Origin of the sequence: Kribbella sp. NBC_01510 (genome assembly GCF_045040325.1) — a bacterium.
Classification (GTDB): Bacteria; Actinomycetota; Actinomycetes; order Propionibacteriales; family Kribbellaceae; genus Kribbella.
In genome coordinates this window covers 1,468,638-1,493,679 of sequence record NZ_CP109418.1, presented here as the reverse complement: position 1 = coordinate 1,493,679, position 25,042 = coordinate 1,468,638, and the positions used below count along the sequence as shown (strand labels likewise).

Annotated in this window: 33 protein-coding genes; 19 read left to right on the top strand and 14 right to left on the bottom strand. The window is 68.7% G+C overall.

The features are described 5' to 3' along the window. Position 1 precedes the first annotated feature (1 nt). Genes OG558_RS07390 through OG558_RS07370 form a run of 5 tightly spaced genes read left to right on the top strand, consistent with a single transcriptional unit; the run spans position 2 to position 3,535 of the window. The gene (locus OG558_RS07390) at positions 2-853 is read left to right on the top strand and encodes a sugar phosphate isomerase/epimerase family protein (RefSeq protein ID WP_405069532.1); all 852 of its coding nucleotides are present in this window, start codon (positions 2-4) and stop codon (positions 851-853) included. Beyond that, complete coding sequence (locus OG558_RS07385; RefSeq protein WP_405069531.1) at positions 850-1,449, top strand: TetR family transcriptional regulator; 600 nt, start codon at positions 850-852, stop codon at positions 1,447-1,449. The genes OG558_RS07390 and OG558_RS07385 overlap by 4 nt, the downstream gene beginning before the upstream one ends. Beyond that, on the top strand, positions 1,449-2,039 hold the full coding sequence (locus OG558_RS07380; protein ID WP_405069529.1) for an HDIG domain-containing metalloprotein: 591 nt from the start codon (positions 1,449-1,451) through the stop codon (positions 2,037-2,039). Before OG558_RS07385 ends, OG558_RS07380 begins: the two co-directional genes overlap by 1 nt. Before the next feature lie 39 nt (positions 2,040-2,078). Next, a complete protein-coding gene (locus OG558_RS07375; RefSeq protein WP_405069528.1) occupies positions 2,079-2,801 on the top strand; it encodes an ABC transporter ATP-binding protein in 723 nt (240 codons plus the stop codon). Beyond that, on the top strand, positions 2,798-3,535 hold the full coding sequence (locus OG558_RS07370) for an ABC transporter permease (protein ID WP_405069527.1): 738 nt from the start codon (positions 2,798-2,800) through the stop codon (positions 3,533-3,535). The genes OG558_RS07375 and OG558_RS07370 overlap by 4 nt, the downstream gene beginning before the upstream one ends. Positions 3,536-3,563: 28 nt before the next feature. Here the strand turns inward: OG558_RS07370 and OG558_RS07365 are convergent, their stop codons facing one another. From OG558_RS07365 to OG558_RS07350, 4 genes are all read right to left on the bottom strand, one after another. Continuing rightward, complete coding sequence (locus OG558_RS07365; RefSeq protein ID WP_405069526.1) at positions 3,564-4,622, bottom strand: hypothetical protein; 1,059 nt, start codon at positions 4,620-4,622, stop codon at positions 3,564-3,566. A gap of 11 nt (positions 4,623-4,633) precedes the next feature. Next, positions 4,634-5,137, bottom strand: coding sequence for a SigE family RNA polymerase sigma factor (locus tag OG558_RS07360; RefSeq protein WP_329482403.1), 504 nt, complete (start codon positions 5,135-5,137; stop codon positions 4,634-4,636). A gap of 87 nt (positions 5,138-5,224) precedes the next feature. Continuing rightward, on the bottom strand, positions 5,225-5,797 hold the full coding sequence (locus OG558_RS07355) for a dihydrofolate reductase family protein (RefSeq protein WP_405069525.1): 573 nt from the start codon (positions 5,795-5,797) through the stop codon (positions 5,225-5,227). A 111-nt stretch (positions 5,798-5,908) separates the two neighbouring features. After that, entirely contained in the window at positions 5,909-6,943 is a 1,035-nt protein-coding gene (locus OG558_RS07350) for a DUF695 domain-containing protein (protein ID WP_405069524.1), read from the bottom strand. A 155-nt stretch (positions 6,944-7,098) separates the two neighbouring features. Between OG558_RS07350 and OG558_RS07345 the strand changes: the two genes are divergently transcribed. From OG558_RS07345 to OG558_RS07335, 3 genes are all read left to right on the top strand, one after another. After that, complete coding sequence (locus tag OG558_RS07345; protein ID WP_329482400.1) at positions 7,099-8,028, top strand: proline dehydrogenase family protein; 930 nt, start codon at positions 7,099-7,101, stop codon at positions 8,026-8,028. Between the two features lie 9 nt (positions 8,029-8,037). Continuing rightward, entirely contained in the window at positions 8,038-8,841 is an 804-nt protein-coding gene (proC, locus tag OG558_RS07340; protein ID WP_328525863.1) for a pyrroline-5-carboxylate reductase, read from the top strand. Between the two features lie 81 nt (positions 8,842-8,922). Then, positions 8,923-9,489, top strand: a complete 567-nt coding sequence (locus tag OG558_RS07335) for a hypothetical protein (RefSeq protein WP_405069523.1) — start codon at positions 8,923-8,925, stop codon at positions 9,487-9,489. 12 nt (positions 9,490-9,501) lie between these two features. Here OG558_RS07335 and OG558_RS07330 read toward each other — a convergent pair whose 3' ends face one another. Continuing rightward, entirely contained in the window at positions 9,502-9,933 is a 432-nt protein-coding gene (locus OG558_RS07330; protein WP_405069522.1) for a TIGR03618 family F420-dependent PPOX class oxidoreductase, read from the bottom strand. Between the two features lie 51 nt (positions 9,934-9,984). Between OG558_RS07330 and OG558_RS07325 the strand changes: the two genes are divergently transcribed. Next, a complete protein-coding gene (locus OG558_RS07325; RefSeq protein ID WP_405069521.1) occupies positions 9,985-10,341 on the top strand; it encodes a winged helix-turn-helix transcriptional regulator in 357 nt (118 codons plus the stop codon). Between the two features lie 4 nt (positions 10,342-10,345). Continuing rightward, entirely contained in the window at positions 10,346-11,248 is a 903-nt protein-coding gene (locus OG558_RS07320; protein ID WP_405069520.1) for a TIGR03560 family F420-dependent LLM class oxidoreductase, read from the top strand. On the opposite strand, the gene OG558_RS07315 is transcribed toward OG558_RS07320, so the two are convergent. The 4 genes from OG558_RS07315 to OG558_RS07300 all read right to left on the bottom strand — a co-directional run bounded on the left by OG558_RS07315 (position 11,245) and on the right by OG558_RS07300 (position 14,664). After that, on the bottom strand, positions 11,245-11,988 hold the full coding sequence (locus OG558_RS07315; RefSeq protein ID WP_405069519.1) for an endonuclease/exonuclease/phosphatase family protein: 744 nt from the start codon (positions 11,986-11,988) through the stop codon (positions 11,245-11,247). The genes OG558_RS07320 and OG558_RS07315 overlap by 4 nt on opposite strands. Beyond that, on the bottom strand, positions 11,985-12,953 hold the full coding sequence (trpS, locus tag OG558_RS07310) for a tryptophan--tRNA ligase (protein WP_329482394.1): 969 nt from the start codon (positions 12,951-12,953) through the stop codon (positions 11,985-11,987). The genes OG558_RS07315 and trpS overlap by 4 nt, the downstream gene beginning before the upstream one ends. A 184-nt stretch (positions 12,954-13,137) precedes the next feature. Then, entirely contained in the window at positions 13,138-13,887 is a 750-nt protein-coding gene (locus OG558_RS07305) for a hypothetical protein (RefSeq protein WP_405069518.1), read from the bottom strand. Positions 13,888-14,079: 192 nt separating this feature from the next. Continuing rightward, positions 14,080-14,664: a TetR family transcriptional regulator gene (locus OG558_RS07300; protein ID WP_405069517.1), complete on the bottom strand. Its 585-nt coding sequence runs from the start codon at positions 14,662-14,664 to the stop codon at positions 14,080-14,082. A gap of 82 nt (positions 14,665-14,746) precedes the next feature. On the opposite strand from OG558_RS07300, the gene OG558_RS07295 reads away from it, so the two are divergent. The 3 genes from OG558_RS07295 (at position 14,747) to OG558_RS07285 (ending at position 16,585) form a co-directional block, all read left to right on the top strand. Continuing rightward, a complete protein-coding gene (locus OG558_RS07295) occupies positions 14,747-15,058 on the top strand; it encodes a hypothetical protein (RefSeq protein WP_405069515.1) in 312 nt (103 codons plus the stop codon). A 17-nt stretch (positions 15,059-15,075) separates the two neighbouring features. Further along, on the top strand, positions 15,076-16,251 hold the full coding sequence (locus OG558_RS07290) for an acetoin utilization protein AcuC (protein WP_405069514.1): 1,176 nt from the start codon (positions 15,076-15,078) through the stop codon (positions 16,249-16,251). Positions 16,252-16,369: 118 nt separating this feature from the next. After that, complete coding sequence (locus tag OG558_RS07285) at positions 16,370-16,585, top strand: helix-turn-helix domain-containing protein (protein ID WP_012923942.1); 216 nt, start codon at positions 16,370-16,372, stop codon at positions 16,583-16,585. 48 nt (positions 16,586-16,633) lie between these two features. Here the strand turns inward: OG558_RS07285 and OG558_RS07280 are convergent, their stop codons facing one another. After that, on the bottom strand, positions 16,634-17,128 hold the full coding sequence (locus tag OG558_RS07280) for a MarR family winged helix-turn-helix transcriptional regulator (RefSeq protein ID WP_405069513.1): 495 nt from the start codon (positions 17,126-17,128) through the stop codon (positions 16,634-16,636). A gap of 134 nt (positions 17,129-17,262) precedes the next feature. Between OG558_RS07280 and OG558_RS07275 the strand changes: the two genes are divergently transcribed. After that, entirely contained in the window at positions 17,263-17,922 is a 660-nt protein-coding gene (locus tag OG558_RS07275; RefSeq protein ID WP_405069512.1) for a hypothetical protein, read from the top strand. 172 nt (positions 17,923-18,094) lie between these two features. Here the strand turns inward: OG558_RS07275 and OG558_RS07270 are convergent, their stop codons facing one another. Continuing rightward, entirely contained in the window at positions 18,095-18,712 is a 618-nt protein-coding gene (locus OG558_RS07270; protein WP_405069511.1) for a TetR/AcrR family transcriptional regulator, read from the bottom strand. 79 nt (positions 18,713-18,791) lie between these two features. On the opposite strand from OG558_RS07270, the gene OG558_RS07265 reads away from it, so the two are divergent. Then, positions 18,792-19,634 carry an LLM class flavin-dependent oxidoreductase gene (locus OG558_RS07265; protein WP_405069510.1) on the top strand — a complete coding sequence of 281 codons (843 nt, stop codon included), beginning with the start codon at positions 18,792-18,794 and terminating at the stop codon, positions 19,632-19,634. 108 nt (positions 19,635-19,742) lie between these two features. After that, positions 19,743-19,925, top strand: coding sequence for a hypothetical protein (locus OG558_RS07260; RefSeq protein ID WP_405069509.1), 183 nt, complete (start codon positions 19,743-19,745; stop codon positions 19,923-19,925). Positions 19,926-19,961: 36 nt separating this feature from the next. Here OG558_RS07260 and OG558_RS07255 read toward each other — a convergent pair whose 3' ends face one another. Next, positions 19,962-20,468 (bottom strand): GNAT family N-acetyltransferase, encoded by a 507-nt coding sequence (locus OG558_RS07255; protein WP_405069508.1) that lies wholly within the window; start codon positions 20,466-20,468, stop codon positions 19,962-19,964. 13 nt (positions 20,469-20,481) lie between these two features. Continuing rightward, the gene (locus OG558_RS07250) at positions 20,482-21,153 is read right to left on the bottom strand and encodes a class I SAM-dependent methyltransferase (protein ID WP_405069507.1); all 672 of its coding nucleotides are present in this window, start codon (positions 21,151-21,153) and stop codon (positions 20,482-20,484) included. Between the two features lie 111 nt (positions 21,154-21,264). Between OG558_RS07250 and OG558_RS07245 the strand changes: the two genes are divergently transcribed. From OG558_RS07245 to OG558_RS07235, 3 genes are all read left to right on the top strand, one after another. Next, on the top strand, positions 21,265-21,366 hold the full coding sequence (locus OG558_RS07245) for a 30S ribosomal protein bS22 (RefSeq protein WP_008356322.1): 102 nt from the start codon (positions 21,265-21,267) through the stop codon (positions 21,364-21,366). Positions 21,367-21,448: 82 nt separating this feature from the next. Continuing rightward, positions 21,449-22,441, top strand: a complete 993-nt coding sequence (locus OG558_RS07240) for an NAD-dependent epimerase/dehydratase family protein (protein WP_405072123.1) — start codon at positions 21,449-21,451, stop codon at positions 22,439-22,441. Continuing rightward, positions 22,434-23,528 (top strand): lysophospholipid acyltransferase family protein, encoded by a 1,095-nt coding sequence (locus OG558_RS07235; RefSeq protein WP_405069506.1) that lies wholly within the window; start codon positions 22,434-22,436, stop codon positions 23,526-23,528. Before OG558_RS07240 ends, OG558_RS07235 begins: the two co-directional genes overlap by 8 nt. 650 nt (positions 23,529-24,178) lie before the next feature. On the opposite strand, the gene OG558_RS07230 is transcribed toward OG558_RS07235, so the two are convergent. Then, positions 24,179-24,988 (bottom strand): MerR family transcriptional regulator, encoded by an 810-nt coding sequence (locus OG558_RS07230; protein ID WP_405069505.1) that lies wholly within the window; start codon positions 24,986-24,988, stop codon positions 24,179-24,181. Between the last annotated feature and the right edge of the window lie 54 nt (positions 24,989-25,042).

Genomic DNA, 25,042 nt, shown 5'->3' with positions numbered 1-25,042 from the left:
GATGACTACCAGCAAGACCGCGCGGATCGGCCTGTCCACTGCGTCCGTGTACCCCGAGTCGACCGCCAGCGGATTCGAGCTCGCCAGCCGGCTCGGGTACGACGGCGTCGAGGTGATGGTCGGCATCGATCCCCTGAGCACCCAGATCGACGCGATCCAGCGGCTGGTCGACTACCACCAGCTCCCGGTCCTCGCGATCCACGCGCCCTGCCTGCTGATCACGCAGCGGGTCTGGGGGACCGATCCGTGGGGCAAGCTCGAGCGCAGCGCCGAGGCCGCGAAGGACCTCGGCGCCGACGTGGTCGTCGTCCACCCGCCGTTTCGCTGGCAGCGCGACTACGCGCGCGGGTTCGTCGAGGGGATCGCCCGGCTCGAGGCGGAGACCGGCGTGATCTTCGCGGTCGAGAACATGTACCCGTGGCGCGCGCCCGGCAAGGGTCTGCAGGCGTACGCCCCGAGCTGGGACCCGACCGAGCAGTCCTACGCCCACACGACGCTGGACCTGTCGCACTCGTCGACCGCCGAGCAGGATTGCGTCGAGCTCGCCGCGACGATGGGCAAGACCCTCAAGCACATCCACCTGACCGACGGGACCGGCTCCGCGAAGGACGAGCACCTGGTGCCCGGCCGCGGCACGCAGCGCGCGGCGGATCTGCTCGCCGAGTTGGCCAATCAGGACTTCCGCGGTCACATCATCATCGAGATCAACACGCGGCGTGCGACCAGCCGGTCCGAGCGTGAGGTGGACCTGGTCGAGTCGCTCGAGTTCACCCGGAAGCATTTCGCCCGCGGATCACGCCGTACGTCGTTCGCCGTCACCCCCGAGGGCGAGATCTCGGAACTGATTCCATGAGTACCCGGACGGCGGGGAGCGGGCGGGCCGGCCGTCGTCCGGGCGGACCGGATACCCGCGGTGAGATCCTGGGAGCGGCCCGGAAAGCCTTTGCGGACAAGGGATTCAGCTCCACCTCGATCCGTGCGGTCGCCCGCGAGGCCGGCGTCGACGCGGCGCTGGTGCATCACTACTTCGACAGCAAGGACGAGCTGTTCATCGAGGCCATGGCCATCCCGGTCGACCCGCGCCAGATCGCCGCGGAGATCCTCGACGGACCGCGGGAGGAGATCGGCCGGCGGATCGCGACCGTGTTCCTCGGGATCTGGGAATCACCCGAGGGACAGCAGCGGATGAAGGCGATCTTCCGCAGCGTGGTGACCAGTGACGAGGTGGCCCGGCTGATGCGCGAGGGCATCACCCAGATGATCATCCAGCCGATCTCGCGCACGCTCGACGTACCCGATGCGCACCTTCGCGTGAGCCTGGCCGCGACCCAGCTGATCGGCGCCGCGATGGCCCGCTACCTGGTCGGGCTCGAACCGGTCGCCTCCGTCGACCTCGCGACTCTGATCGACCGGCTGGCGCCCGTTCTCCAGCTTCACCTGACCGGCTGATGCGGATCCCCACCGACCGCGAGATCCACGCCCTGCATCGCGATCACGCGCCCACTCGCGAAGCCTTCGAGTCGGTGTATCCCCATTCCGTGGTGGTTTGCCAGGTCGCCGAGCAGCTGTTCGACGGTCTCGACGTCGACACCGACCTGATCCGGGCCGGCGCCCTGCTGCACGACGTCGGCGTCTATCGCCTGTACGGCCCGACCGGCGAACTCAACACGGCCGACTACGTGCGGCACGGCGTACTCGGTCATGAACTGCTGGACGGCCTTGGCTTTCCCGAACCGATCTGCCGGTTCGCGTCCCGCCACACGGGCGTCGGCATCACGCGCGACGACGTACTGCGCCAATCGCTGCCGATCCCGGTCGACGACTACATCCCGGCCTCCGCGGAGGAGGAGTTGGTGATGTACGCCGACAAGTTCCACAGCAAGCGCACTCCGCCGGTGTTCCTGACCGGGGACACCTATGCCGCGTCCGTCGGGCGCTGGGGCGAGGACAAGGTCACGGCCTTCGCTTCGCTGCGAGCGAAGTACGGCGAACCCGTCTTGGGGCCGCTCAGCGAATCCACCGGTTACTCCGTCATGTGAAGGCTTGCCACGGGCTGCTGCCGGGGCTAAATTCATCACATGATGAAAAACGCGGTGAGTTGCCGGGACGTCGTGGTGGTGCGCGGCGACCGGGAGGTCCTGCACGGGGTCGGGTTCGACCTCCGGACCGGGACAGTGACCGGGCTGCTCGGTCCGTCCGGCTGCGGCAAGACGACGCTGATCCGGGCGATCGTCGGTCTCCAGGCCCGCGTGACTGGCGACGTCTCCGTCCTCGGGTTGCCCGCCGGAGCGCCGAAGCTCCGCGGGCGGATCGGGTACGTCACCCAGGAGCCCAGCGTGTACGGCGATCTCACCGTCACCGAGAACCTGCGCTTCTTCGCCGCGGTGCTCGGAGTCGCGGCCGCTGACGTGGATCGGGTCATCGACGCCGTCGACCTGCGCTCGCACGCGGACGATCGCGTCGATCGGCTGTCCGGCGGGCAGCAGTCGAGGGCCTCGCTGGCCGCGGCTCTGCTCGGGGATCCCGAACTCCTCGTCCTCGACGAACCGACCGTCGGCCTGGATCCGGTGTTGAGGCGCGACCTGTGGAACCTCTTCCACTCCTTGGCGGACGCCGGCGCGACGCTGCTGGTCTCGAGTCACGTGATGGACGAGGCTTCGCGCTGCGACCGCCTCCTGCTGATGCGCGACGGCGACCTGCTCGCCGACGACACTCCGCAAACCCTGCTCGACTCCGTCGGGACCACCGACATGGAGCAGGCCTTCCTCACCCTGATCGAGCGAAAGGCAGGTGCGCGATGACGCCCCGGATCACCTTTGCCGTCGCTGCACGGGTCCTTGCCCAGCTGCGCCGCGACCGTCGCACGGTGGCGATGCTGATCGTGCTGCCGACGGCGCTGGTCACCCTGATGTGGTGGATGTTCATCGACTCACCGAACGCTTTCGACCGCTTCGGCGGGCCGCTGCTCGCGGTGTTCCCGGCGATCGTCATGTTCGTCGTCACCTCGGTCGCGACCCTGCGCGAACGCTCGAGCGGCACGCTGTCCCGGCTGTTCACGATGCCGATGGCGAAGCTGGACTTCCTCCTCGGCTACGCGCTCGCCTTCGCCCTGATCGCCGTCGTCCAGGCCGTCGTGGTCGTGTCGATCGCGCTGTACGCCCTCGACCTCAAGATCGAAGGCCCGGCTTGGCAACTCGGCGTGGTCGCCGTTCTCGACGGTGTGCTGGGTATGGCGCTGGGCTTGTTTGCCAGTGCTTTTGCGGCGACCGAGTTCCAGGCCGTGCAGATGATGCCGGCAGTGATGATCCCGCAGATCTTGCTGTGTGGATTGCTCGTTCCACGGGATCAGCTGCCGGCAGTCCTGCATGCGGTGAGCGACGTACTGCCGTTGTCCTACGCGGTCGACGCGGTCATCGGAGTTGCCCAAGGCAACGGGTTCACCAGTGGCGCCGGCGGAGATGCTCTGGTGGTGCTGGCGTTCATCCTGGCAGCTCTCGGACTGGGTGCGGCGACACTGAGACGTCGTACCGCGTGACGCCGGACAGAGAGTCCCGCAGCCTGTCTCAGGCCGGTTGCCGGGGCTCCAGGATCTTGACGACCCTTCCGTCCTTGTCGTAGGCGGTGGCCTTGAAATCGGTCGCCTTCGCCGTCGTCGGTGGGCTCAGCCAGAGGTAGGCGAACCAGCCGTCGGTGACCGGAATGTCGGTAGCCGCCGACGGGCCCATCTGCAGGTGGATCCGGGTTGCCGTGCTCGCCACCCGTCCCCAGGCGCGGGCCTCCCAGCAGAGCTTTCCGGAGCACTCCCGGCCGCTCAGATCCCTACCGGTATAGAGATCCGCGCGTTGCGAACCCTTCGCCGGGGTGAGGATCGGGTCATGCCCCTGCCGCACCGAGTCGGGGTTCAGGAAGGTGGTCCCGCGCATCACCATGCCGCCGTCCAGCGAGTTCTTCTCGATCTCGCAGGCGATCGCCGTTCGCCCGTTGGGTGACACCGCGGTCAGCAGGACGCTCGGCCAGATCTTCGACCGCGCCGAAGCGACGATGCGCCACTTGGTGACATCCACCCAGGTCTGTGCGGAACAGTTCAGCAACTGGATGGCAGGGTCCGTCGGAACCGGATCCTTCCGGAGCTTCGCCATCAGTGCGGCCGTCGGCTTGTCCGCACCGGGGACCGTGCACAGCAGCATCTTGTCGCCGACCTTCAGATTTCCACCCTTACCGGTCGACGCCTGGTCTCCGATCCGGTAGCCGCCGACGGTGTCCGCCAACGGACCCTTCATGTCCGGAAGTCGCAGCCGGCAACGGCGCAGCGCCTCCGCGTTGGTGACTGGCGCGCCGACGACGTCGTCGCCGCGCGGTACGCCCTGCACCGGCGCGAAGTACGCCTCCTGCTGCTGATCGCCCGCCACCGGGGCGTCGTTCGCGCGGAGCTGGTTGGGCAGCAGCGCGGCGGTGGCGGCGATCGCTGCCAAGCCGGCCACAGTGCCGCCGACGGTGAGCATCCTGCGGCGGCGGCGCCCTCGGCGACCGCGGTCCAGCAGTCGGGCGGTGTCCAGCGGGTCGAACTGCTCTGCATCGGCGAGGCGGTGCAGTTCGGCACCGACCTCACGTACGTCCTCCATGGGGTTCTCCTTCACAGTGCTCGGCTCGTCCGTCGCCGGTCGATGGCTTGCCGGAGAGTGTCGAGACCGCGGGCCGCCTGGCTCTTGACGGTGCCGGTCGAGCAGCCGAGGATCTCCGCGGTCTGCTCGACGGACAGATCCTCGTAGTACCGCAGCACCACACAAGCGCGCTGACGCGGCGGCAGACCGCGAAGCACGTCGAGTACCTCGTCGCGCTCGGCGTGCCCGGTGGCGAAGTCGGCCGCCGTTCGATCCGGCACGGCGTCCGTCGCCACTTCCCGGCGCCACGGCCGGCGGCCACCGTCGTGTGCCACGTTGACGACCATCCGCCGTGCGTACGCGAACGGGTTACCCACCCGCCGTACCTTCGGCCAGGCCAGGTACAGCTTGTAGAGCGCGTCCTGGACGATGTCGTCCGCCTTGTGCCGGTCGCCGCTGATCAGGTAGGCCGTCCGCCGCAGCGATGGACTCGTCGTTTCGACGAATTCCACGAAGTCTTGGTCTCGCACGGCCATGCCGCCTCCACTCTCTCCGAATTCCCCCTCAAGACGGAAACCCCGGGCGATCAGGTTGCATCCCGATCTGCCGCGACCGGCGGGAGGTCAGCGGACGACGTCGTACACGAGCTTCTGGATGCCGTTGGAGTAGGACTCGCTCTCGACGACCTCGAGGCGTTGCTTGTCCTTGTCGGTCGCGCTGAAGAGGCGCTTGCCGGCGCCGAGCAGGACCGGGAAGACCAGCAGGTGGTACCGGTCGATCAGGCCGGCGTCGGACAGGTTGCGGTCCAGGGTGGCGCTGCCGTGGATGATGATCGGCCCGCCCTCGGTCTGCTTGAGCGCGGCGACGTCGTCGAGGGATCGCAGGATCGTGATGTCGCCCCAGTTCGTCACCAGGTCCTCGTCCTGCAGGGTGGTCGACACGACGTACTTCGGCATCACCCGGTAGCCAGGGAACTCGGGCATGTCCGGCCAGACCGGAGCGAAGGCCTCGTAGCTCGCACGGCCCATCATCATGGCCCCCGCCTCCTCCTGCTCGCGGCCCTTCAGCTCGTACGCGGCCGGGTCGAACTCGATGTCCTTGAACGTCCACCCCGAACTCCGGTAACCCGCCTCTCCACCAGGCGCCTCGACAACGCCATCGAGCGAAACGAACGCGGTCGCGATCAAAGTACGCATCACAGACTCCTTGTCAGCCCTACCGTCTTGTCACCCTTGCGTCGCCCGACCCCCAGCGAACTAGACATTCTGCCGCTTGTGACCCCAATCACACCCCATCCACCGGGGGAGCTAGCCGGCGAGGTGGGAGACGTTGAGCCAGGCGGGGTCTGGGTTGGTGGTTATGGTGACCTTGCCATGGGGCCAGCCGGTGGTGGCGGCTTGGAGTTGGGCGCCGGCGGGGGTGGTGCCGTCGGTGTAGTAGTGCAGGATGCGGGTGCCGGCCGAGGTCTCGTGGGCGAGGAGGTTGCCGGAGCCGCCGAGGCGGTCGGTGAGATGGTCTTCGAAGGCGCGGAGTTCGTCGAGCATGTCGGACTCGGGCAGCCCGTCGTCACGCACCACGGGATAGCCGATCGAGACCGCGACGTGGGTGTCGAGGTGTGGGTGGCGGATGGAGCGCAGCGGGTACTCCGCGGTCGCGATCAGCCGGTGTCCGTCGCGCGTACCCTCGAGCATCTTCCACGCCGGGCTGCCGTCCTCCAGGGTGTGCTCGGCCGCGAACGCAGCCACCGCCGGCAGCAGCGAATCGATCGCCACCGCGTCAGCCGGCGCGGAACTGAGGGTCTCGATCGCGCCGACCCAGGTCTCCACCATCTCCTCGCCGAGCACCAGGTCGAGGATCAGGAAGGTCACCCGCCGCTGCACGTCGATCGGCACATCAGGAAAGACAGGGTGATGTACGCCGACATGGATCGAAGCGGCATCCGGTTCGATCGAGACGACCGCCTCGTCGACCGGGATCGGCGGCAGCCCGTCGAAGCGGATCGTGAACGCGGGACCGGGCCGGCGCAGGTCGGCGTACTCCCAGGTCTCGTCGGACGGCGGCGCGGCGCGCAACCAGCGGCGGGCGACGGCGCGGTGGGTGGGGTTGCCGGCCGCGGTGACGATCAGGGCGTGCTTGGCGTGCAGTCCCGGACCGAGTTCCCACTCGAGGTCCTGGTGGATCCGCCCGATCAGGTCGGTCAGCGCGGAGCTCGTCTCGGTCGGCTCCTTCCGGGCGATCGCGTCTGCCACCTGTGCCGCGCCGGCCTCGGTCCACCACGACCAGAACGCGCCGATGGGGTCGGCCTCCACGACGGTCCGCTTGCGACGCTTGAAGATGGGCATGCCCGCATCCTTGCCGACCAAGGGTGCGAGTATCGGACCAGTGGACCGGCTGGTGTGGTCCCCGCCACACGATTGGCGAGCGTCTGGTTCAGGCGCGTAGCCTGCTGACACCACTGGCATATGGGGCCGGGTGGGTCGATGAGGAGGAACACGTAGTGCTTCGGCGAGTCCTGCTGGGCATGTCCCGCAGCCCCCAGATCAAGAAGGCCGTGTCGTCGCTCCCGGTGTCCAGTGGCATCGTCGCACGGTTCGTCGCCGGCGAGACCGCTCCGGAGGCCGTGCTGGCCACCGAGAAGCTGGTCAGCAACGGTCTCGACGTCACCCTCGACCACCTCGGTGAGGACGTCACCGACCTGGCCGCCGCGACTGCCACCGCGGACGCCTACCTCGAGGTCTTGAAGCAGCTCGCCGCCGCCGGTCTGACCAACAACGCCGAGGTCTCGGTCAAACTGTCCGCGGTCGGCCAGGCGCTGCCCGGCGACGGCGAGAAGATTGCGCTGGAGAACGCCCGGACCATCTGCCTCGCGGCCCGCAACGCGGGTACGACGGTCACCCTCGACATGGAGGATCACACCACCACCGACTCCACGCTGGGCATCCTGCGCGAGCTGCGCCAGGACTTCCCGGAGACCGGCGCGGTGTTGCAGGCCTACCTGCGCCGGACCGAGAGCGACTGCCGAGACCTGGCGTACGCCGGATCCCGCGTCCGGCTCTGCAAGGGCGCGTACAAGGAGCCGGAGTCGGTCGCGTTCCAGGACAAGCGCCAGGTGGACAAGGCGTACGTCCGCGCGATGAAGATCCTGATGAACGGCACCGGCTACCCGATGATCGCCTCGCACGACCCGCGGCTGATCGCGATCGCCGGCTCGCTCGCCGACCGCGCCAACCGCCGGCCGGGCAGCTACGAGTACCAGATGCTCTACGGCATCCGTCCCGAGGAGCAGCTCCGGCTCGCCGGCCTGGGTCACACCATGCGTGTCTACATCCCGTACGGCGAGGACTGGTACGGCTACCTGGTCCGCCGCCTGGCCGAGCGCCCCGCGAACATCCAGTTCTTCGCGAGGTCCCTCATCAGCAAGAAGTAACCTGTCGGCATGACTAGTCAGGTGGCCATTCTCGGGGCCGGTGTGATGGGGGAGACGTTGCTGTCCGGGCTGATTCGGGCCGGGCGGCGACCGGAGGAGCTCCTGATCACCGAGCGCCGGGAGGAGCGGGCCACCGAACTGCGCGAGCGGTACGGCGTCGACGTCGTGTCCAACGTGGATGCGGCGGTCAAGGCGGACACCCTGGTTCTGGTGGTGAAGCCGCAGGACATGCCCGACCTGCTCGCCGAGATCGCACCGGCGGTCCGTGCCTCCCAGACTGTGGTCTCGCTGGCCGCGGGCATCACCACCGGGTTCATCGAGTCACGGTTGCCCGAGGGTGTGGCCGTCGTACGCGTCATGCCGAACACGCCGGCCCTCGTCGACGAGGGGATGGCCGCGATCTCTCGTGGTGCGCACTGCGACGAGAGCCACCTCGAGTTGGCGGAGGGCCTGCTGGCCGCGACCGGCCGGGTCATCCGGGTGCCGGAGAAGCAGCAGGACGCGGTGACCGCGATCTCCGGGTCAGGCCCGGCGTACCTGTTCTTCGTGGTCGAGGCGATGATCGAGGCCGGCGTCCACATGGGCCTGCCGCGGAGCACCTCGACGGACCTCGTGGTCCAGACCGTGGTCGGCTCGGCGAAGCTGCTGCGGGAGACCGGTGAGCACCCGACCGTGCTGCGGGAGCGGGTGACGTCACCGGGCGGTACGACAGCCGCCGCCATCCGCGAACTGGAGGACCACAAGGTCCGGGCCGCGTTCCTGTCCGCGATCGAAGCGGCCCGCAACCGGTCGCGCGCGCTGGCTGCCGAATAACACCTCTCCGACGGGTGGCGTTATTGTTGGCGCCGCAGTTTCCTGCCTTGTTCGAGGGATGAGTCGACTATGGTCCCGCCCATGGGTAATCGTTCGGTCGATCCTGCTGCCGCGCCTGCGCAGCAGCAGGAGGTGCCACAGCTGCCGTGGCAGGTGCCATTGGACCCGGCGCCCTGGTGGGCCTGGGCGCTGTTCGTCGCCCCGTTCATCGTCGTGCCGGCGCTGAACTCGTGGCTCTGGATGGGCGCTCGCGACATGCTCGCGGTCGGTCTGCTCACGATCATCGGCGCCTCGGTCGTCCGTGTCGCCGGCGGCGTGGTGCTCTACCGCGTAGTGCTGACCGACACCGCCCTCAAGGCCCGCACCAGCATGCTCATCCGCAGCCTCGCCTGGCAGGACGTCGACAAGATCGAGATCGGCGACGACAACGTCGTACTGAGCCGCGGCCAGGACGAGAACGAGATCAACGGCATCCCGAAGGACCGCACGGCCGAGGTCGGCGCGGTGATGGAGGCTATCCGCGGCCAGGCGGCCGACAACCCGGTACGGCGCCATCGGCCGCGTCCCGGGATCGGAGCCCTGCTCGTCCTCACCTACCTGATCCTATCGGTCGGCGCCTTCCTGCTCCGCTGGCACATCGTCGTCTGACTAGGGCGTGTCCTAGGCGGTCCACGGCCCTTCGCCGGCAACCCGGTCCACGGTGATCCGGGCGATCACGCCGGTGTCCCAGATACCTTCGCCGAAAGGGAATTCCGGTACGCCGAGGTAGCGCTGGGACTGGCGATCCATCAACGCCTTGTAGTCCGCCGCAATCCCGGGGCCTTCGACCTTCGCCGTGCCGCGGATCACCAGGTACTGCGTGATGCCGCGAGAGCTCACCTGGTCGTCCTGGATCAGCAGCGTCACGCGGGGATCGCGGAACAGGTTGCGGGTCTTGCGATGCGGGGCCTGGAGACCGAGCAGGATCTCGTCGCCGTCGCGCTCGGCCCAGACCAGCGATGCCTGCGGTGAGCCGTCGGGGTCGACGGTGATGACGGTGACGTCCTTGGGTTCGGTGAAGAGCCGGTGGGTGCTTTCGGGAAGAGCGTTCATACCGGAGACGGTAGGCACCGCCGTGGGAACTTCTGAGTACCCTTGACGGTCGTGGATGGATTGGATCCCGGCGATGTCTTCCTGGCCGACTGCCCGGCCCGGCTCGCGGTCGAGGTGATCGCCGACAAGTGGGCCGTAGTCGTCCTGTGGGGTCTCAACGAGGGACCGCGGCGGCACTCGGCGCTGATCGCGCTGATCGGCGGCATCTCGAAGAAAGTTCTCACCCAGACCCTGCGGCGGCTGCAGGCGAACGGCCTGGTCGACCGCCGGGACTTCGGCGGCGTCCCACCCCGCGTCGAGTACGAGTTGACCGACCTCGGCCGGACCCTGATGGGGCCGATCCGGATGCTCACGATGTGGGCGGAGGAGAACGGGGAGGCGGTCCTCGCGGCGCAAGAGGGAGGATGACGGCATGGATTTCTCTTTGTGGCCCGCGGCATCCAGGACCTGGTCGGAAGTGCTCGAAGGAGCCGAGTACGCCGAACGCACCGGCTGGCACGGGGTCTGGATAGCCGATCACTTCATGCAGAACGGCGACGACCTGTTCGTTCCCGTCAACGAAGCCTTCGCCCTGCTGGCCGGGATCGCCGCCCGGACCGAGCGGGTCCGGGTCGGCTCGATGGTGCTCGGCAACACCTACCGGCATCCCGCCGTCGTCGCGAACACGGCGGCGACGATCGACCAGATGAGCAACGGCCGGTTCGTCCTCGGGATCGGGGCCGGCTGGCAGGTGAACGAGCACGAGGTCTACGGCATCGAGCTGCCGGCGGTGCGTGAACGGCTGGCCCGGTTCGAGGAGGCCTGCCAGGTGATCAAGGGCCTGCTCACCCAGGAGCGGACGACCTTCGACGGAACCTACTACCAGCTGACTGGCGCCCCCTTGGAGCCGAAGCCGGCCCACCTGCCGATCCTGATCGGCGCCGCCGGCGAGAAGGTTGCCCTCGGCATCGTTGCGAAGTACGCCGACGAGTGGAACCACTGGGGTGACCCGGCGCTGGCCGCGCACAAGGGCGAGGTCTTCGCCGTGCACTGCGAGCGCCTCGGCCGCGACCCGAAGACGGTCCGCCGGTCCGCCCAGACGATGCTGGAGGTCGTCGTACCGGGTGACACCGAGGCGGCCGAGCGGAAGGAACGGCTCGAGGGCCGTGGCGGGCACGTGATCATGGGGTCGGCGCAGGAGGTGCTCGACAAGGTCGCGCACTACCCGGCCGCGGGGATCGACGAGTTGCTCGTGCCGGACGCGTTCCTCGGCTCCGGCAACCGGCGGTTCGACGCGCTGGAGCGCCTGCGCGAAGAGGTTTTCGCCAAGATCTAAAGGGACAGCGTGGCCATCACCGGCCAGTGGTCGCTGGGCAGCCGTCCGTCCGGGCGGTAGTGGGAGACGGCTGCCTCGACCACGGTCCACCCCGCGCTGACCAGGATGTGATCGATCCGGTCGCCGTCCTCCACACCGGTGAAGTCGTTCCAGCTTCCACCGGCCTCGATCGGTACGGCGAGGCGCAGGCCGGACTCGGTCAGCGTCTTCAGCGGCGGGGAGCCCGGCGTCGCGTTCAGATCGCCCATCACGATCCACGGCAGCTCGCCCGAGGTCCAGCGCGCGATCAGCCGTGACGACTGCAGCTGTGCCATCTCGCCGGCGTGGTCGTAGTGCGTGTTCGCGACGCCGATCGTCGTACCGTTGCGGTGCCGCAGCCAGACCAGCGTCGCGATCCGGGTCAGGTCCGCGTCCCAGCCGACCGAACCCGGCGTGCCCGGATCGTCGGACAGCCAGCGGGTCTCGTGCTTCTCGACGCGCCAGTCGCCGGGCCGGACCATGACGACGGAATGCTCGCCGGCGCTCATCCCGTCGTCCCGGCCGACGCCGACGATCTCGTACTTCGGGAATCGCCAGCGCAGGTAGTCGAGCTGGTCGGGCAGCACTTCCTGCAGCCCGACCACGTCCGCGTCCAGGTGCTCGATCGCCGCCACTGTCGCGTTCCGCCGGACCGGCCAGGCGTTGTCGCCGTCGGGTGCGGAGGAGTTGCGGATGTTGAACGTGGCGGCGCGAATCTTCATGGTGCCGATCCTGCCAAACCCATCGCCCGCGTCGCCGCTCGGAGTCGGGGAGTGCTCGCGTCGATGGCCCGATCCCGTCCCTGCGCGAGCAGCTGGTCGATCGCACCGGGGTCGCCCGTCAGCCGCGCGTACTCCTTCTGCAGCGGCTCGATCACGGCCAGCACTGCGTCCGCGACGTCCTGCTTGAGCGATCCGTACGACGAGTACGACGCGGCCAGCGTGACCGGATCGCCGTCCGTACACGCCGCCAGGATCTCGAGCAGGTTGGTGACGCCGGGCTTGTTCGCCTCGTCGTGGCGGACCTCGTTCCCGGAGTCGGTCACCGCCCGCATGACCTGCCGGCGGATCACGTCCGGCGGGTCGAGCAGCCGGATCACGCCGATCGCGTCGTCGGCAGCGGACTTGCTCATCTTGGTCGTCGGACTGGCCAGGTCCTTGACCCGCGTCGCCAGCGCGGCCTTCGCCAACTGCGGTACGACGAACGTCTCGCCGTACTCGCGGTTGAACCGGATCGCGATGTCGCGGGCCAGCTCGACATGCTGGTCCTGGTCACCGCCGACCGGGACCTGCTGGGCGCCGTACAGCAGGATGTCCGCGGCCATCAGGCACGGATAGGTGAACAGCGAGGCCCGCGTCATCGGGCGCCCGTTGCCCTTCTCCTTGTACTGGATCATCCGCGACAGTTCGCCGACGTACGACGTGCACTCGAGGAGATACGCGAGCTGCGCGTGCGCGGGGACGTCGGACTGGACGAACACGGTCCCTTCGGGGACGCCGGCCGCGAGCATCAGCGTCGCGAACTCGCGGGTCAGCGCAGCGAGCCGGCGCGGATCGTGCTTGGTCGTCATCGCGTGCAGGTTCGCGACGAAGTAGAACCCGTCGGGGTCGGTGAACCGGCGCAGCGCGCCGAGGTGGTTGCCCAGCGTCAGACGGCCGGACGGGGTGATACCGGACAGCGAAGTCATGATGATTGCCCTTTCGGTGAGTGTGAGAGCCCCACCGAGGGCATCAAAAAGGCCGCCTCGGCGAGGCGGCCTCTTGGATGCGTGCGAACACGCCGGGGGACCGCCCTAGGCGGCCCACCACAGCTGCAAGTTCGTGTTCACGGCATCAAGCCTAGCTCATCGACCGGGGCGGTGGGGAAGGAATTCAACGCTGTGTGAGCGACTGGACGATCAGCTCGTTGCGGGCGTCCTGACCGAGCGGCACCGAGGGGTGGACGCCGTCACGGAGGTAGTTGGCCAGGCGGTACGGCTTGACCCAGAGCCACTCGGCCCAGCGGATGATCCGCAGGTTCGGGTACTTCTTCTGGGCGTCGTACAGCTGCATGTTGAGCCAGCAGCTGTTGCGCTGGTCGGCAAGCTGCACCGCCGCGGTCTGGGCCGTGCGGACGACCTGGAGGTCGACCCAGAACAGCGTCCGGTTCTGGCCGACGATGCTGATCGCCCGGTCGACCTGCGCCGCGAACTTCGGCGGGTCGAAGATGTCGTTCGACCCGCTCGCCATCAGGATCCGCCGCGGCAGGCCGTACGTCGACGCCCACTGCTGCAGCGCGTCGACCGCGCCCGAGGTGGGCCGGCTCGACCAGTTGTTCACAGCCATCTGGCTGCCGTCACGGTTCAGCAGCCGGATCGCCAGCGACTTGCCGTCCTGGACCGAGATGCTGTCCCCGAACATGTACACGCCGTTGGTCTCGACCACGCGCCTGGTCTGCGTCTCGGTCGAGATGGCCCGGGTCCCGTTCGCCCAGGAGCCGAGCGTGCCGGAGCCGTACAGGCCGCCGGGCGTCGCGGCCGTCGCCGGCACAGTCGAGGCGGCCACGGTCGACGCGGCGACGGCCGCTCCCGCCGTGAAGACCTGCCGCCGATTGGGTCTGATCGAGCTCAAGCGCTTCCTCACGGGAAGGAACTGTGCGGCCTGACCACCGATCGGCGCAACTCCGGTTCGCGGCGGCCGGAAGCCGCGCAGAGTACAGGACTAGACCAGCTTGTGTCACCCTCCGCAACCGAATCGCTCCCCGGTTTGCAGTTAACTGCAAATCCTGTAACGCCTTGCAGTCTTTGAGCGATGAAGCACCTGTCGGACCAGTTGTCACACGGGTCGGCGCGGCTCTGGAGGGGTGTCGCGCCGGCTCGTGTCCTTCGTCAGGGCGGTGATGAGGGGCTCCGCCACCGCCATCACGTCTTCCGGTGGCGCATCCAGACCGTCCAATCGGACCAGGTGCCGCCCGATCACGAGCCCGAGTGTCAACGCGCCGATCACGCCGGAACGCAGTACGGCGTCCTCCCCGGGCAACTGCGCTGCCACCTGACGCTGCTGCCCGGTCATCGCGGACCGCACCTCGTCGGCCGCCTCGGGGTGACTGAACATCGCCCGCAACGCGGCCAGCGCCGCCGCCGGCTCGTCCGCCAGCTTCTCCGACAATGCGCTGGTCAGTTGTGCGGCGATCTCCGCCGGCGATCCCACGATCGGCCCGTCCGCGGGCATCGCGGCCGCCTGGGCGAACAGTCGCTCCTTCGATCCGAAGTACCGCATCACCAGGCCGGGATCGCTGCCGGCCGCGGTCGCGACCGCGCGGATCGTCGTCCGGTCGTACCCGTGCTCGCCGAACAACTGCCGCGCCGCCGTCAGGATCCGCGCCTCCGTCCGCCGCCGCTGCTCCACCCTCGTCGTCATCGGCTCAGTCTACGCATGTTGACTGAAGCTCGCTGAGAGGTCTACGGTTTCAGTCAACGTACGTAGACCGAAATGAGGAGAGATGATTCAAGCGATCGTGCTGACGTTCCTGGCCGGGTTGATGGGCACGAACGGCATCCCACACTTCGTCCAGGGCATCAGCGCCCGCGAGTATCCGAACCTGACCGGCAACTCGCCGACCAGGAACGCCGTCGGCGGCCTGGGCGCGTTCGCGATCGCCGGCGCCCTGACTGCTTGGGCGCACGTCGGCGCGCATCCGTGGGCTGCACTGATCGCGGCCGCTGTCGGCATCCTGGCGATGACCGTCTTCCATGCGCAGCGCGGCGCTTACCGATTGAGCGCCAGGTTTGGCAAACCACTTCCCAGCGTCTGACGGTTAAGGTCGGAGACATGAGCGGTGAGGCGATTTTGGTCTTCGACGACGGACTGACCGAGTACGACTTCGGCCGCGGGCATCCGATGAGTCCGATCCGCGTGCAGTTGACGATCCGGCTGGCGAGCGCCCTCGGTGTGCTCGACGAGCTCAAGGTCGTGCCGGCGCCGACGGCCGACGACGCACTGCTCGAGACCGTGCATACCGCCGAGTACATCGCCGCGGTCAAGCGGGCCGGCGAGAACCCCGACACCTCCGATGAGGTCCACGGGCTCGGCACTCACGACACGTACTGTTTCCCGCGGATGCACGAGGTCTCCGCGCACATCGTCGGCGCCTCCGTCGAGGCGGCGCGGGCGGTCTGGGAAGGCGATGTCCTGCACGCCGCCAACATCGCCGGCGGCCTGCACCACGCGATGCCGGACCGGGCCAGCGGTTTCTGCGTCTACAACGATCCGGCCATCGCGATCCAGTGGCTGCTCGACCACGGCGCCGAGCGGATCGCGTACGTCGACGTCGACGTGCACCACGGTGATGGCGTACAGGCGGCGTTCTACAACGATCCGCGCGTACTGACGGTCAGCCTGCACGAGTCGCCGACCACGCTCTTCCCCGGCACCGGCAGTGCGGGGGAGACGGGCGGGCCGGACGCCGAGGGTACGTCGGTCAACGTGGCACTGCCGCCGGGGACGGGCGATGCCGGCTGGTTGCGGGCGTTCCACGCGATCGTGCCGGATGTGGTGAGGGCGTTCCGGCCGACGGTGCTGGTGACGCAGCACGGCTGCGACTCGCATGTCGAGGATCCCCTGGCCCACCTGACGAAAACGATCGACGGGCAGCGGGCGGCGTACCTGGCCCTGCACGACCTCGCGCACGAGGTGGCCGGCGGGAAGTGGATCGCCACCGGTGGCGGTGGGTACGCGATCGTCGACGTCGTACCGCGGGCCTGGACTCACCTGCTCGCGATCGTCGCGGGCAACCCGATCGACCCGCTGACGCCGGTGCCGGAGTCGTGGCGCGAGGAGGTCCGGATCCGCTTCGCGCGGGTCGCGCCGCTGCGGATGACGGACGGCCGGGACGCGTCGTACGTGGACTGGTCGAGCGGCTACAACCCGGACACCTGGCTGGACCGCGCGATCAAAGCCACCCGCGACACCAGCTTCCCGCTCTTGGGTCTCGATCCCTCCTATTGAGTCACACGAGTCCCCCTCTTTCCCATTCGTACCAACAGCCACTACGCTCGTTGCATGCACGGACGGAGGTGCCGGAGGGGAAGCCGGCGCACGATCCGTGCTGGAAGTGCGGTGCGCAATGGCATCAAAGAAGTCCGGTGGTGAGCAGCCGCTCGCCGAGGTGAAGTTCCTGACCGTGGCGGAGGTCGCCACGGCCATGCGCGTGTCCAAGATGACGGTGTACCGCCTGGTGCACTCCGGTGAGCTGCCCGCGGTGCGGGTTGGTCGTTCGTTCCGGGTGTCGGAGGACGCCGTGCACGACTACCTCAAGGGCGCCTTCTTCCAGGCCGGATAACCACGAGAAGCCGAAGCGGCCGGATCCCTCCGGGGACCGGCCGCTTCGTCATGTCTCCGGCAGTCCCGAGAGCGCCCGCAGTGCGGCGGTGGCACGCTGGACAGTGTCGCCGGGCAGGCCGTCCCACAGCTTGTGATGGGCTGCAGCGCTCGCGATCACGGCCTCCTCGGCGAGCGCCACGCCCTCGGCGGTGAGCCGGATCTGGGTGCCGCGCCCGTCGTCCGGGTCGGGCTCGCGGGCCACGAATCCACGCCGTACCAGCTGGTTGACGACATTGCTCGTGCCGCCCGAGGACAGCAGCAGACTGCGGCTCAGGTCCGACGGCTTCTGGCGGTACGGCGCTCCCGAGCGACGCAGCGCGACGATCACGTCGTACTCGGCCGCGGTCAGGCCGAGCTCCCGCAGCACCGGCCGAGTGGCCTGGTCCAAGGCATCGGCCAGCACCATCAGGCGCTTGGTCAGCTCGCTGGTCGGGTGCAGCGCGTCCGGCAGTTCCTGCTGCCAGGCCGCGAGGATCCCGTCCACCCGATCGCTCGTGGTCATGGTTGACAGCCTATCTGTCTTTGATTATAGCTTTCTGTAAAGCTTTCTACTGAGGGGATTTTCATGCGAATGCTCGGCATCGGCTCGCGGCCATCACCGCAGCCGAGGAACGAGGCGATGGTCTGGATGATCCGGTGCTCCTGGCCTTTGCGCTCAATGGTCTGTTCATGCAGACCTGCTACCGGGCCGGCCTGGCCCCTGAGCGCGACGCGATCGGCGCCGAGCTCGTCACGCTGTCCCAACGCAACGCCCTCGTCACGTACGAGGTCCTCGGCCACCTGATCCGGTTGCAATCCGCCTGCGCCCTCGCCGACTACGCCGCTGCCGACCACCACGCTGCTGCCGCCGACGCGTTGGCCGTGCGGCATGAGCTCCCGCTGGTCGCCGTCTTCACCGGCTGGTACGCCGCACTCCGCGAAGACACGCCCGCTGCCTACCGCTCGGCAGCCGTGCTCCTCGACAACGCCGGCAGGCCAGGCCTCGACCAAGGCCTACTCCCGTTGGCGCTGGCGTGCTGGTCGATCCGCCACGACCGCCCGATCCCGCCGGCCGACTACGGTCCCCACACACCGTGGATCCGCCCGTTGCTTCTCAGCGATCTCAACGCCGTACCCGACCCGCCACCACGGCTACTCCTGGAGGCACACTGGGCTCTGATCGCCCACGCAGCACGACAACTCGGGGAACCTCACGTGCTCGAGCGCGCGCAAGCCGCCCTGGCTCCAGCAACCACGGAGCATGCAGGAGCCGCCTCCGGCCTGCTCACCCTCGGTCCGGTCTCCAACTACCTCTAGACACATTCGGTCGTCACGCCGGTCAGCCGCAGCTGGTCTCCGGAAACAAAAGTGCGCCAGGTGACCGGGATGTTCCGGAAAGCGGCAAGCCCCGGGGGGCGCACGCCAAAGCTGACTTTGTGCACGAGATCCGTATCTCGACGCCGTCAGCTTGCGGATCTGGTGCACAAAGTCAGCGGGTGAAGGCGGTTTCGAGTTGGGCGAGGAGGGTGGCGGCCTCGCGTTGGACGCGGGCAACGAGTTTCGGGCTGTGGCGGCCGGCCAGGACCTCGGTGCGGATCTCGGCGACGATCGCTCGCTGGACGCCGATGAGGGCGTTCGCGATCGCCCAGGCCGCCAGCCGATCCGAGCCGTCCGACTGCAGCAGGCCGGCCAGCGCGTCGGTGGTTGCGGCGACGATCTCGCGCTCGTGGGCCCGCAGCGACGGGCTGCCGTCGACCACCCGGGCCGCGGTGGTGATGAGCTCGACCGCGCCCGGGTCGGCGGTGTGGGCGACGTTCGCGACGGTGAAGCGGCGGAAAGCGGCGATCGCCGACTCGCCGGGCGGGCGGTCCCTGACCGTGGCCAGCGTCGCGGCCTGGAACTGTTCGAGTCCACCGCCGAAGAACAGGTCGTCCTTGGTCGGGAAGTAGTTGAACACGGTGGCCTCGGACACCTGCGCGGCTCGCGCGACCTCGACCACGGTGACCTCGTCGAACCCGTGCGCCACGAACAACTCCCGCGCGGCCGCCGCGATCCGCTCGCGCGTCTCCCGCTTCTTCCGCGCCCGGAGCCCGTCCACTGCCTTCACAGCGTCAGCGTAATGCGCTTAGAGTGGCTCTAAACATAGGGTGACCCTAAAATTCTGGAGTGGCCGGATGAAGGTCAGCATGACGGTGACGGATCACGCCTGGACCGATGGTGTGGACGGGCTGCGGCGGATCGCGGCGATCGCGGACGAGGGTGGGCTGGACACGATCTGGGTGCCGGACCATCTCTTCCAGGCAGATCCGACCAGTCATCCCCAGGCCGAACTGTTCGAGGCCGTCAGCATGCTCGGGTTCCTGGCCGCGATCACCAGCCGGGCGCGGCTCGGGATGCTGGTGTCGCCGGTGCCGTTCCGGCCGCCCGCCGTCCAGGTGAAGGCGATCGCGACGCTGGATGCGTTCACCCGGGGGCGGGCATGGTTCGGGGTCGGGATCGGGTGGGAGGGTGACGAGGCACGGGCGATGGGCGTCCCGCTCGGGCCGACCAAGGCGCGGTTCGAGCAACTGGAGGAGTTGCTGGACATCGCGGACCGCATGTTCGCGGGCGACAGTTCGCCGTACGTCGGTCAGCACTTCCAGCTCGAGGGGCCGATCTGCAGCCCGCGGCCGGCCAGCCGTCCGCCGGTGCTGATCGGTGGCACGGGGGAGCAGAAGACGTTGCGGATGGTGGCGCGGCGTGCGGACGCGTGCAACCTGTTCGACCTGCCCGATGGTGGTACGACGGTCCGCCACAAACTCGACGTACTGCGCAAGCACTGCCAGGACAGCGGTCGTCCGTACGACGAGATCGAGAAGACGCTGTCCACCCGGCTCACCCCGGACGACACCGTCGGCAGTTTCGTCGAACGTTGCCGAGAGCAAGCATCGTGGGGAATCGATCACGCCGTCGTGATCCGCACCGGACCGTGGACCCCGGAATCCGCGCGGATCCTGACCGCCGCGGTGCCGGAGGTCGCGGCGCTCTGACTGCCAGCCGTCTCCCAGGTTACTCCCAGGACGGTTCCAGCGCGGGCGTCGAGGATGGAGTCACCGCCGGGAAAGAAGCCCCGGCCAAAGACTTCCAGGGAGCCCGTCATGCGCACGAAGATCGTCAAGACCGTTGCCGTCGGCACCATTGTCGGCCTCGGCCTCGCCGCCGTCGCCTTCACCCCGGCCGCCTACGCGAGTACCACTCAGCCCACCGCCCGAACCGCCACCCCCCACCTGGCCATCCTCACCGACCCCATCGTCCAGATCCCAGTCCGCAAGGCCGCGTGAGGTTGGTGCCGGCCACCAAGTTGCTGACCGACACACCTAAAGGTCGAGGGACCAGTCGTTGCAGCGCATCCAGTGGCCCTTGGGGTATTCGAAGTCGCGCTCACCCAGGAGTGTGAAGCCGGCCTTGCGGCAGAGGGCGTTGGAGGCGGCGTTGGTCACGCCGGGATAAGCGTGCAGGCTGCTGTGGGTGCCGGTCGCCGCAGCGATCTTTGCCACCGCATGCACCGCCGCGGTCGCGAGCCCATGGCCCTGGAACTCCGGCAGGATCGCCCAGCCGGTCTCCCAGACCGTCTGGATGGCTTCGGTGTGTTCCCAGTAGCCGACCGAGCCGGCGCGCTCGCCGTCGTCGGTGACGATCACGTACATCTGCCCCGGAAAGGCGTTCTCAACGTACCGGCGGTGCCGGTCGTGCAGCTTCTCGGGACTCTCCGGACCGCCCAGGTGAGCGGTCATCTCGGGTGTGTTGCAACGCTCGAGCAACCAGAAGTCCTGCTCGCGCCACGGATCCAGCGTCACCATGCGGAAGATTCCATCAGCCGCCACCGACAAGCTTCGCTCAGCTGCTGCGACGGGCGCGGACTGCCAGGGAGTAGGGGACGCCGACGGGGTCTGGTTCTTCGAAGCGTTCGAGGGTCAGGGCGGGGGTGAGGAAGGCGTTGAGGTAGGTGGCGAGGGGGACGTGGTGCATGCCGACGTGGCGGCGGATGCCGTCGCCCCAGTAGGGGGACTCCTCGGGCCAGCCGCCTTGGCGGTACGAGGGGTGGACCAGCCGGCTGCCGTCCTCGTTCCAGAGGACGTGTGGGCCGTTGAAGCATGGATGGACGCCGTACACGACCAGGACGCCGTCCGGCCGGAGGACTCGGGTCGCCTCCTGGACGACCTTGGTGAAGTCGTCCACGTCGGTCGAGATCCACATCACCATCGCGGTGTCGAAGGACGCGTCGGCGAACGGGAGTACGGCGGCGTCCGCGACCATCAGCGGCCCGTCGGTGCGGGTGCGAGCCAGCCGGAGCTGGTCGGCGGAGAAGTCCAGGCCGACCACGCTGCGACCGCTCGCGCGGATGGTCTCGAAGTTGCGGCCGGTGCCACAGCCGATGTCCAGGCATGGTCCGGATCCAGGCCCGACGAGCTCGAGCAGGCCGGGTTGGTGCGGCTCGGCGCCGGCCACGTAGCGGGCGTCGTACCAGTCGGCCAGACCGTCGTACCGAGCCGTCGTACCTGTCGCCATGCGCGCCTCCCCAGGTCCTTCCCCACCCTACCGAGCGGCCTGCTTTAGGTTCACGCGGTGACCTGCGGGTAAGCTTTGCCGACGTTCTCTTTGAGTTTGGATGGTCCAACTGTGGGTTCTGTTATCAAGAAGCGCCGTAAGCGGATGGCGAAGAAGAAGCACCGCAAGCTGCTGAAGAAGACGCGGGTGCAGCGCCGCAAGCTCGGCAAGTAAGCAGTTCCCGCCGCGCCGGCGCCCGGCGCGGCCTCCGGTGGGGTTGCTGTCTGGCTGGGGGTCTCTCGTGGCACAGGTAGTGATGGTGACCGGCGTCTCCCGGGACGCCGGCGCTCGCTGTGCGCGCAGGCTGGCCGACGATCCGTCGATCGGCACCGTGCTCGGCATCGACGTGGTGCCGCCACGCGCCGAGCTGGGCCGGGTCCGGTTCGTCCGGGCCGACATCCGCAACCCCGTGATCGCCAAGGTGATCGCTGCCGAGGACGTCGACACGGTCGTCCACACCGGCGTCGTGGCCACCCCGGGCAGCGCCGGCGGCCGGTCGTCGATGAAGGAGATCAACGTCATCGGCACCATGCAGCTGCTCGCCGCCTGCCAGAAGGCGCCCGGCGTGGCCAAGCTGGTGGTGAAGTCGTCGACCACGGTGTACGGCGCGGGTCCGCGGGATCCGGCCATGTTCACCGAGGAGATGGCGCCCCGGGCGATCCACCAGACCGGGCTGAGCAAGGACGCGGTCGAGGTCGAGGGGTACGTGCGCGGGTTCGCCCGGCGTCGCCCCGATGTCTGCGTCACCACGCTCCGGATGGCGAACTGGATCGGCCCCAAGACCGACTCCCCGATCACCCGGTACTTCGCGATGCCCGTCGTACCGACTGTGTTCGGGTACGACGCCCGCCTGCAGTTCCTGCACGAGGACGACGGCGTCGAGGCGATCCGCCACGCCACCGTGAACGATCTGCCCGGGACCTTCAACCTGGCCGGCGACGGCGTACTCACGCTGTCCCAGGCGATCCGCCGGCTCGGCCGGCCGACGCTGCGGCTGCCCTCGTTCACCGCGGCCAGCACGGCGGCCGTCGTACGGCGGGCTCGGCTCGCGGACTTCTCGCCGGACCAGATCACCTTCCTGACGTACGGGCGGGCCGTGGACACGACGCGGATGCGAACGGACTTCGGGTTCGAGCCCGGGTACACGACGGCATCGGCCTTTGACGACTTCCGGACCTCGCTCGGGCCGGGTGCGGTCAGGCGGGCGTCGGGGTTGCTGTCGGCGGGGCTGGGAGCGCTGCGTGGCTGACGCCGACGTGATCCCGATCGGTGCGGGCGGTCGCCCGGGTCGCGGATCAGGACGCCGTACGACGCCCTCCGCGGCGGCGCGTGCGCTGGCCAGACCTGGTGCTCGCTCGAAGAAGACAGCCAGGGCCGGCAAGCCGGCTGTGGAGACGCCGGTGGAGCCGGCCGAGGTGGTGGCCGCGGAGGTCGACGTACCCGCTGCTCCCGCCAGTCTGGATTTCGCCGGGTTCGAGCGGGTGGTGCGCGAGCTGTTCGGCGAGGACGGCGAGCGGCGGGTCGCGCAGTGGCTGGCGTTCCTGCGGCGGCGGTTGAGCGGGGGCTACGACGTCGACGAGTTCGGGTACGACCCGGATCTGACCGACCAGGTGCTGCTGCCGGTGCTGCGGCCGCTGGCGGAGAAGTGGTTCCGGGTCGAGGTGCGCGGGGCGGAGAACATCCCGGCAGACGGTGGTGCGCTGATCGTCGCGAACCACTCGGGCACGATGCCGCTCGACGGGCTCGTCACGCAGCTGATCGTCGCGGATCACGCGCATCGGCCGTTGCGGACGCTGGCGGCGGACCTGGTGTTCCAGACGCCGTTCGTCGGTGAACTCGCCCGCAAGGGCGGGGCGACGCTGGCGAGCAACGACGACGCCGAGCGGTTGCTCGGGCGGGGCGATCTGGTCGGGGTGTGGCCGGAGGGGTTCAAGGGGATCGGGAAGCCGTTCGCCGAGCGGTACAAGCTGCAGCGCTTCGGCCGGGGTGGTTTCGTCAGCGCCGCGATGCGGACCGGCGTACCGATCGTCCCGTGCTCGATCGTCGGCGCCGAGGAGATCTATCCCCTGGTCGGCAACATCGCCTCCCTGGCCCGCCTGCTCGGCGTCCCGTACATCCCGATCACCCCGTTCTTCCCGCTGCTCGGACCCCTCGGCCTGATCCCGCTCCCCTCGAAGTGGCTGATCGAGTTCGGCGAGCCGATCCGCACCGACGAGTTCCCCGACGGCGCCGCCGATGACCCCATGCTCGTCTTCAACGTCACCGACCAGGTCCGCGAAACCATCCAGCAGACCCTCTACACCCTCCTCATGCAACGCCGCAGCGTCTTCTTCTGACCCCGCCGCGTCGGACACGTTCCGGGGAACGCGGACACGTGGTGCGGTGTCCGAGGTCCCGGTTTGGGTGTCCGAGCTCTCGTCGCGCCAACCGTGTTCAGCCGGCCCACGCCGCACGCGAGGGCTATCCCCGCGTTTGGTGGGTTCTCACCTGGTACAAGAGCAGAGAACCCACCAGCCAAGGGGATAACCACCTATAGGTACTGGATGTGGGGGCGGCCGTCGGCGGCCCGGCTCGCACTGCGCACCCAGCAGGTGCTCGCGTACGAGACCGATATCACTGCGACCCCGGGTGTGCTCCTCCCAGGACTCGGTGGTCCGGTTGCCACTGCATCGAGTCGGCCACCGCATTCCCTACCGTGGGGAGGCGGGTGCTCGTGCGGTGGGGATGGAACTGGTGCAGCTGGACAGGAGGTGTCGGCTCGGGCCCGGCCCCGCCGGCCGGTTTCACGCCTGAGCACGCGGACCACCACCACTCGCGGACCGACACATCCTGTCGATCTGCACGCCAACGGCGCCCCCAGCAGGATCCGCGCCAATCAGGCCACCGCCAACCCATACGCCGGACAACCCCCTCGGACGTCGGCTGGGCTCCGCCCGGGCGGAGCTGTGTGCGAGCGGATATCCCCGCCGGGGGGCGTTCGGGTGGGTCAGGTGAGTTCCAGCTGGAGTTCGATGATCCAGTGGGTTTCGTCGATTCCGTCTGCTTCTAAGTAGTGCTCTCGCCAGCGCGGTGACTCGAGGGCGTCGTGGTGGCCCTCGGCTTCGGCCCATTGCGCGAGGGTCTGGTAGGCCGCGGCGATGCCCGACATCGGACCCTGGTGAATAGTCGAGGCCACCGCGGCAGCGGGGAGGTCGTAGGTCTGCAGGCCCGGCACCGAATCGGCGGGTACGGCGAAGCCGGCCGCGACCTGGATCTCGTCGCCGGAGCTCGGCACGTAGTGAGCCACCGGGGTGGTCCGATCGGCCACGACGGCCTCCATCCGGTCGATCACCTGGCCGAACAACGTCTGCACGACGGCGCCGGTGCTCTGCCGACTGGCGTCCCGGGCGGCGGCCGAGAGTACGGCGAGGGTCAACGCGTCGACCTGCTTGGTTTCGATGTGTGTGGTCACCTGGGTCTCCTGTTCGATCAGTCGGAGACGCGCTCGCACCCGGCCGAGGGCGTGCTGATCCTGCCGCACCCGGCGTTCGAACTCGGCCTGCCGCAGGCGCAGCATGCCGTGCAGCTCGGCCGGATCCACGCCTTCGCTGAGCAGTGCGCCGACCTCGTCCAGGCTGAAACCGAGCCCCTTGAGGGCGACCAGCCGGTTGAGCATGGGCAACTGCGCCACGTCGTACGAGCGTCGTCCGCTGAACGGATCGACGTCGGCGGGCTTGAGTACGCCGATGGCGTCGTAGTGCCGCAACATGCGCGTCGAGACACCACCGAGGCGAGCGAATTCTCCGATATTCACCATGACCCCTCACTGTCCGGGTTGACACCGTGTCAACTGCAACAGAAGCCCGGCGCA

Coding starts and splice junctions, on each gene's coding strand:
- OG558_RS07390 (WP_405069532.1), top strand. CDS start 2: ATGACTACCAGCAAGACCGCGCGGATCGGCCTGTCCACTGCGTCCGTG.
- OG558_RS07385 (WP_405069531.1), top strand. CDS start 850: ATGAGTACCCGGACGGCGGGGAGCGGGCGGGCCGGCCGTCGTCCGGGC.
- OG558_RS07380 (WP_405069529.1), top strand. CDS start 1,449: ATGCGGATCCCCACCGACCGCGAGATCCACGCCCTGCATCGCGATCAC.
- OG558_RS07375 (WP_405069528.1), top strand. CDS start 2,079: ATGATGAAAAACGCGGTGAGTTGCCGGGACGTCGTGGTGGTGCGCGGC.
- OG558_RS07370 (WP_405069527.1), top strand. CDS start 2,798: ATGACGCCCCGGATCACCTTTGCCGTCGCTGCACGGGTCCTTGCCCAG.
- OG558_RS07365 (WP_405069526.1), bottom strand. CDS start 4,622: ATGGAGGACGTACGTGAGGTCGGTGCCGAACTGCACCGCCTCGCCGAT.
- OG558_RS07360 (WP_329482403.1), bottom strand. CDS start 5,137: ATGGCCGTGCGAGACCAAGACTTCGTGGAATTCGTCGAAACGACGAGT.
- OG558_RS07355 (WP_405069525.1), bottom strand. CDS start 5,797: ATGCGTACTTTGATCGCGACCGCGTTCGTTTCGCTCGATGGCGTTGTC.
- OG558_RS07350 (WP_405069524.1), bottom strand. CDS start 6,943: ATGCCCATCTTCAAGCGTCGCAAGCGGACCGTCGTGGAGGCCGACCCC.
- proC (WP_328525863.1), top strand. CDS start 8,038: ATGACTAGTCAGGTGGCCATTCTCGGGGCCGGTGTGATGGGGGAGACG.
- OG558_RS07335 (WP_405069523.1), top strand. CDS start 8,923: ATGGGTAATCGTTCGGTCGATCCTGCTGCCGCGCCTGCGCAGCAGCAG.
- OG558_RS07330 (WP_405069522.1), bottom strand. CDS start 9,933: ATGAACGCTCTTCCCGAAAGCACCCACCGGCTCTTCACCGAACCCAAG.
- OG558_RS07320 (WP_405069520.1), top strand. CDS start 10,346: ATGGATTTCTCTTTGTGGCCCGCGGCATCCAGGACCTGGTCGGAAGTG.
- OG558_RS07315 (WP_405069519.1), bottom strand. CDS start 11,988: ATGAAGATTCGCGCCGCCACGTTCAACATCCGCAACTCCTCCGCACCC.
- trpS (WP_329482394.1), bottom strand. CDS start 12,953: ATGACTTCGCTGTCCGGTATCACCCCGTCCGGCCGTCTGACGCTGGGC.
- OG558_RS07300 (WP_405069517.1), bottom strand. CDS start 14,664: ATGACGACGAGGGTGGAGCAGCGGCGGCGGACGGAGGCGCGGATCCTG.
- OG558_RS07295 (WP_405069515.1), top strand. CDS start 14,747: ATGATTCAAGCGATCGTGCTGACGTTCCTGGCCGGGTTGATGGGCACG.
- OG558_RS07290 (WP_405069514.1), top strand. CDS start 15,076: ATGAGCGGTGAGGCGATTTTGGTCTTCGACGACGGACTGACCGAGTAC.
- OG558_RS07285 (WP_012923942.1), top strand. CDS start 16,370: ATGGCATCAAAGAAGTCCGGTGGTGAGCAGCCGCTCGCCGAGGTGAAG.
- OG558_RS07280 (WP_405069513.1), bottom strand. CDS start 17,128: ATGACCACGAGCGATCGGGTGGACGGGATCCTCGCGGCCTGGCAGCAG.
- OG558_RS07265 (WP_405069510.1), top strand. CDS start 18,792: ATGACGGTGACGGATCACGCCTGGACCGATGGTGTGGACGGGCTGCGG.
- OG558_RS07260 (WP_405069509.1), top strand. CDS start 19,743: ATGCGCACGAAGATCGTCAAGACCGTTGCCGTCGGCACCATTGTCGGC.
- OG558_RS07250 (WP_405069507.1), bottom strand. CDS start 21,153: ATGGCGACAGGTACGACGGCTCGGTACGACGGTCTGGCCGACTGGTAC.
- OG558_RS07240 (WP_405072123.1), top strand. CDS start 21,449: ATGGTGACCGGCGTCTCCCGGGACGCCGGCGCTCGCTGTGCGCGCAGG.
- OG558_RS07230 (WP_405069505.1), bottom strand. CDS start 24,988: ATGGTGAATATCGGAGAATTCGCTCGCCTCGGTGGTGTCTCGACGCGC.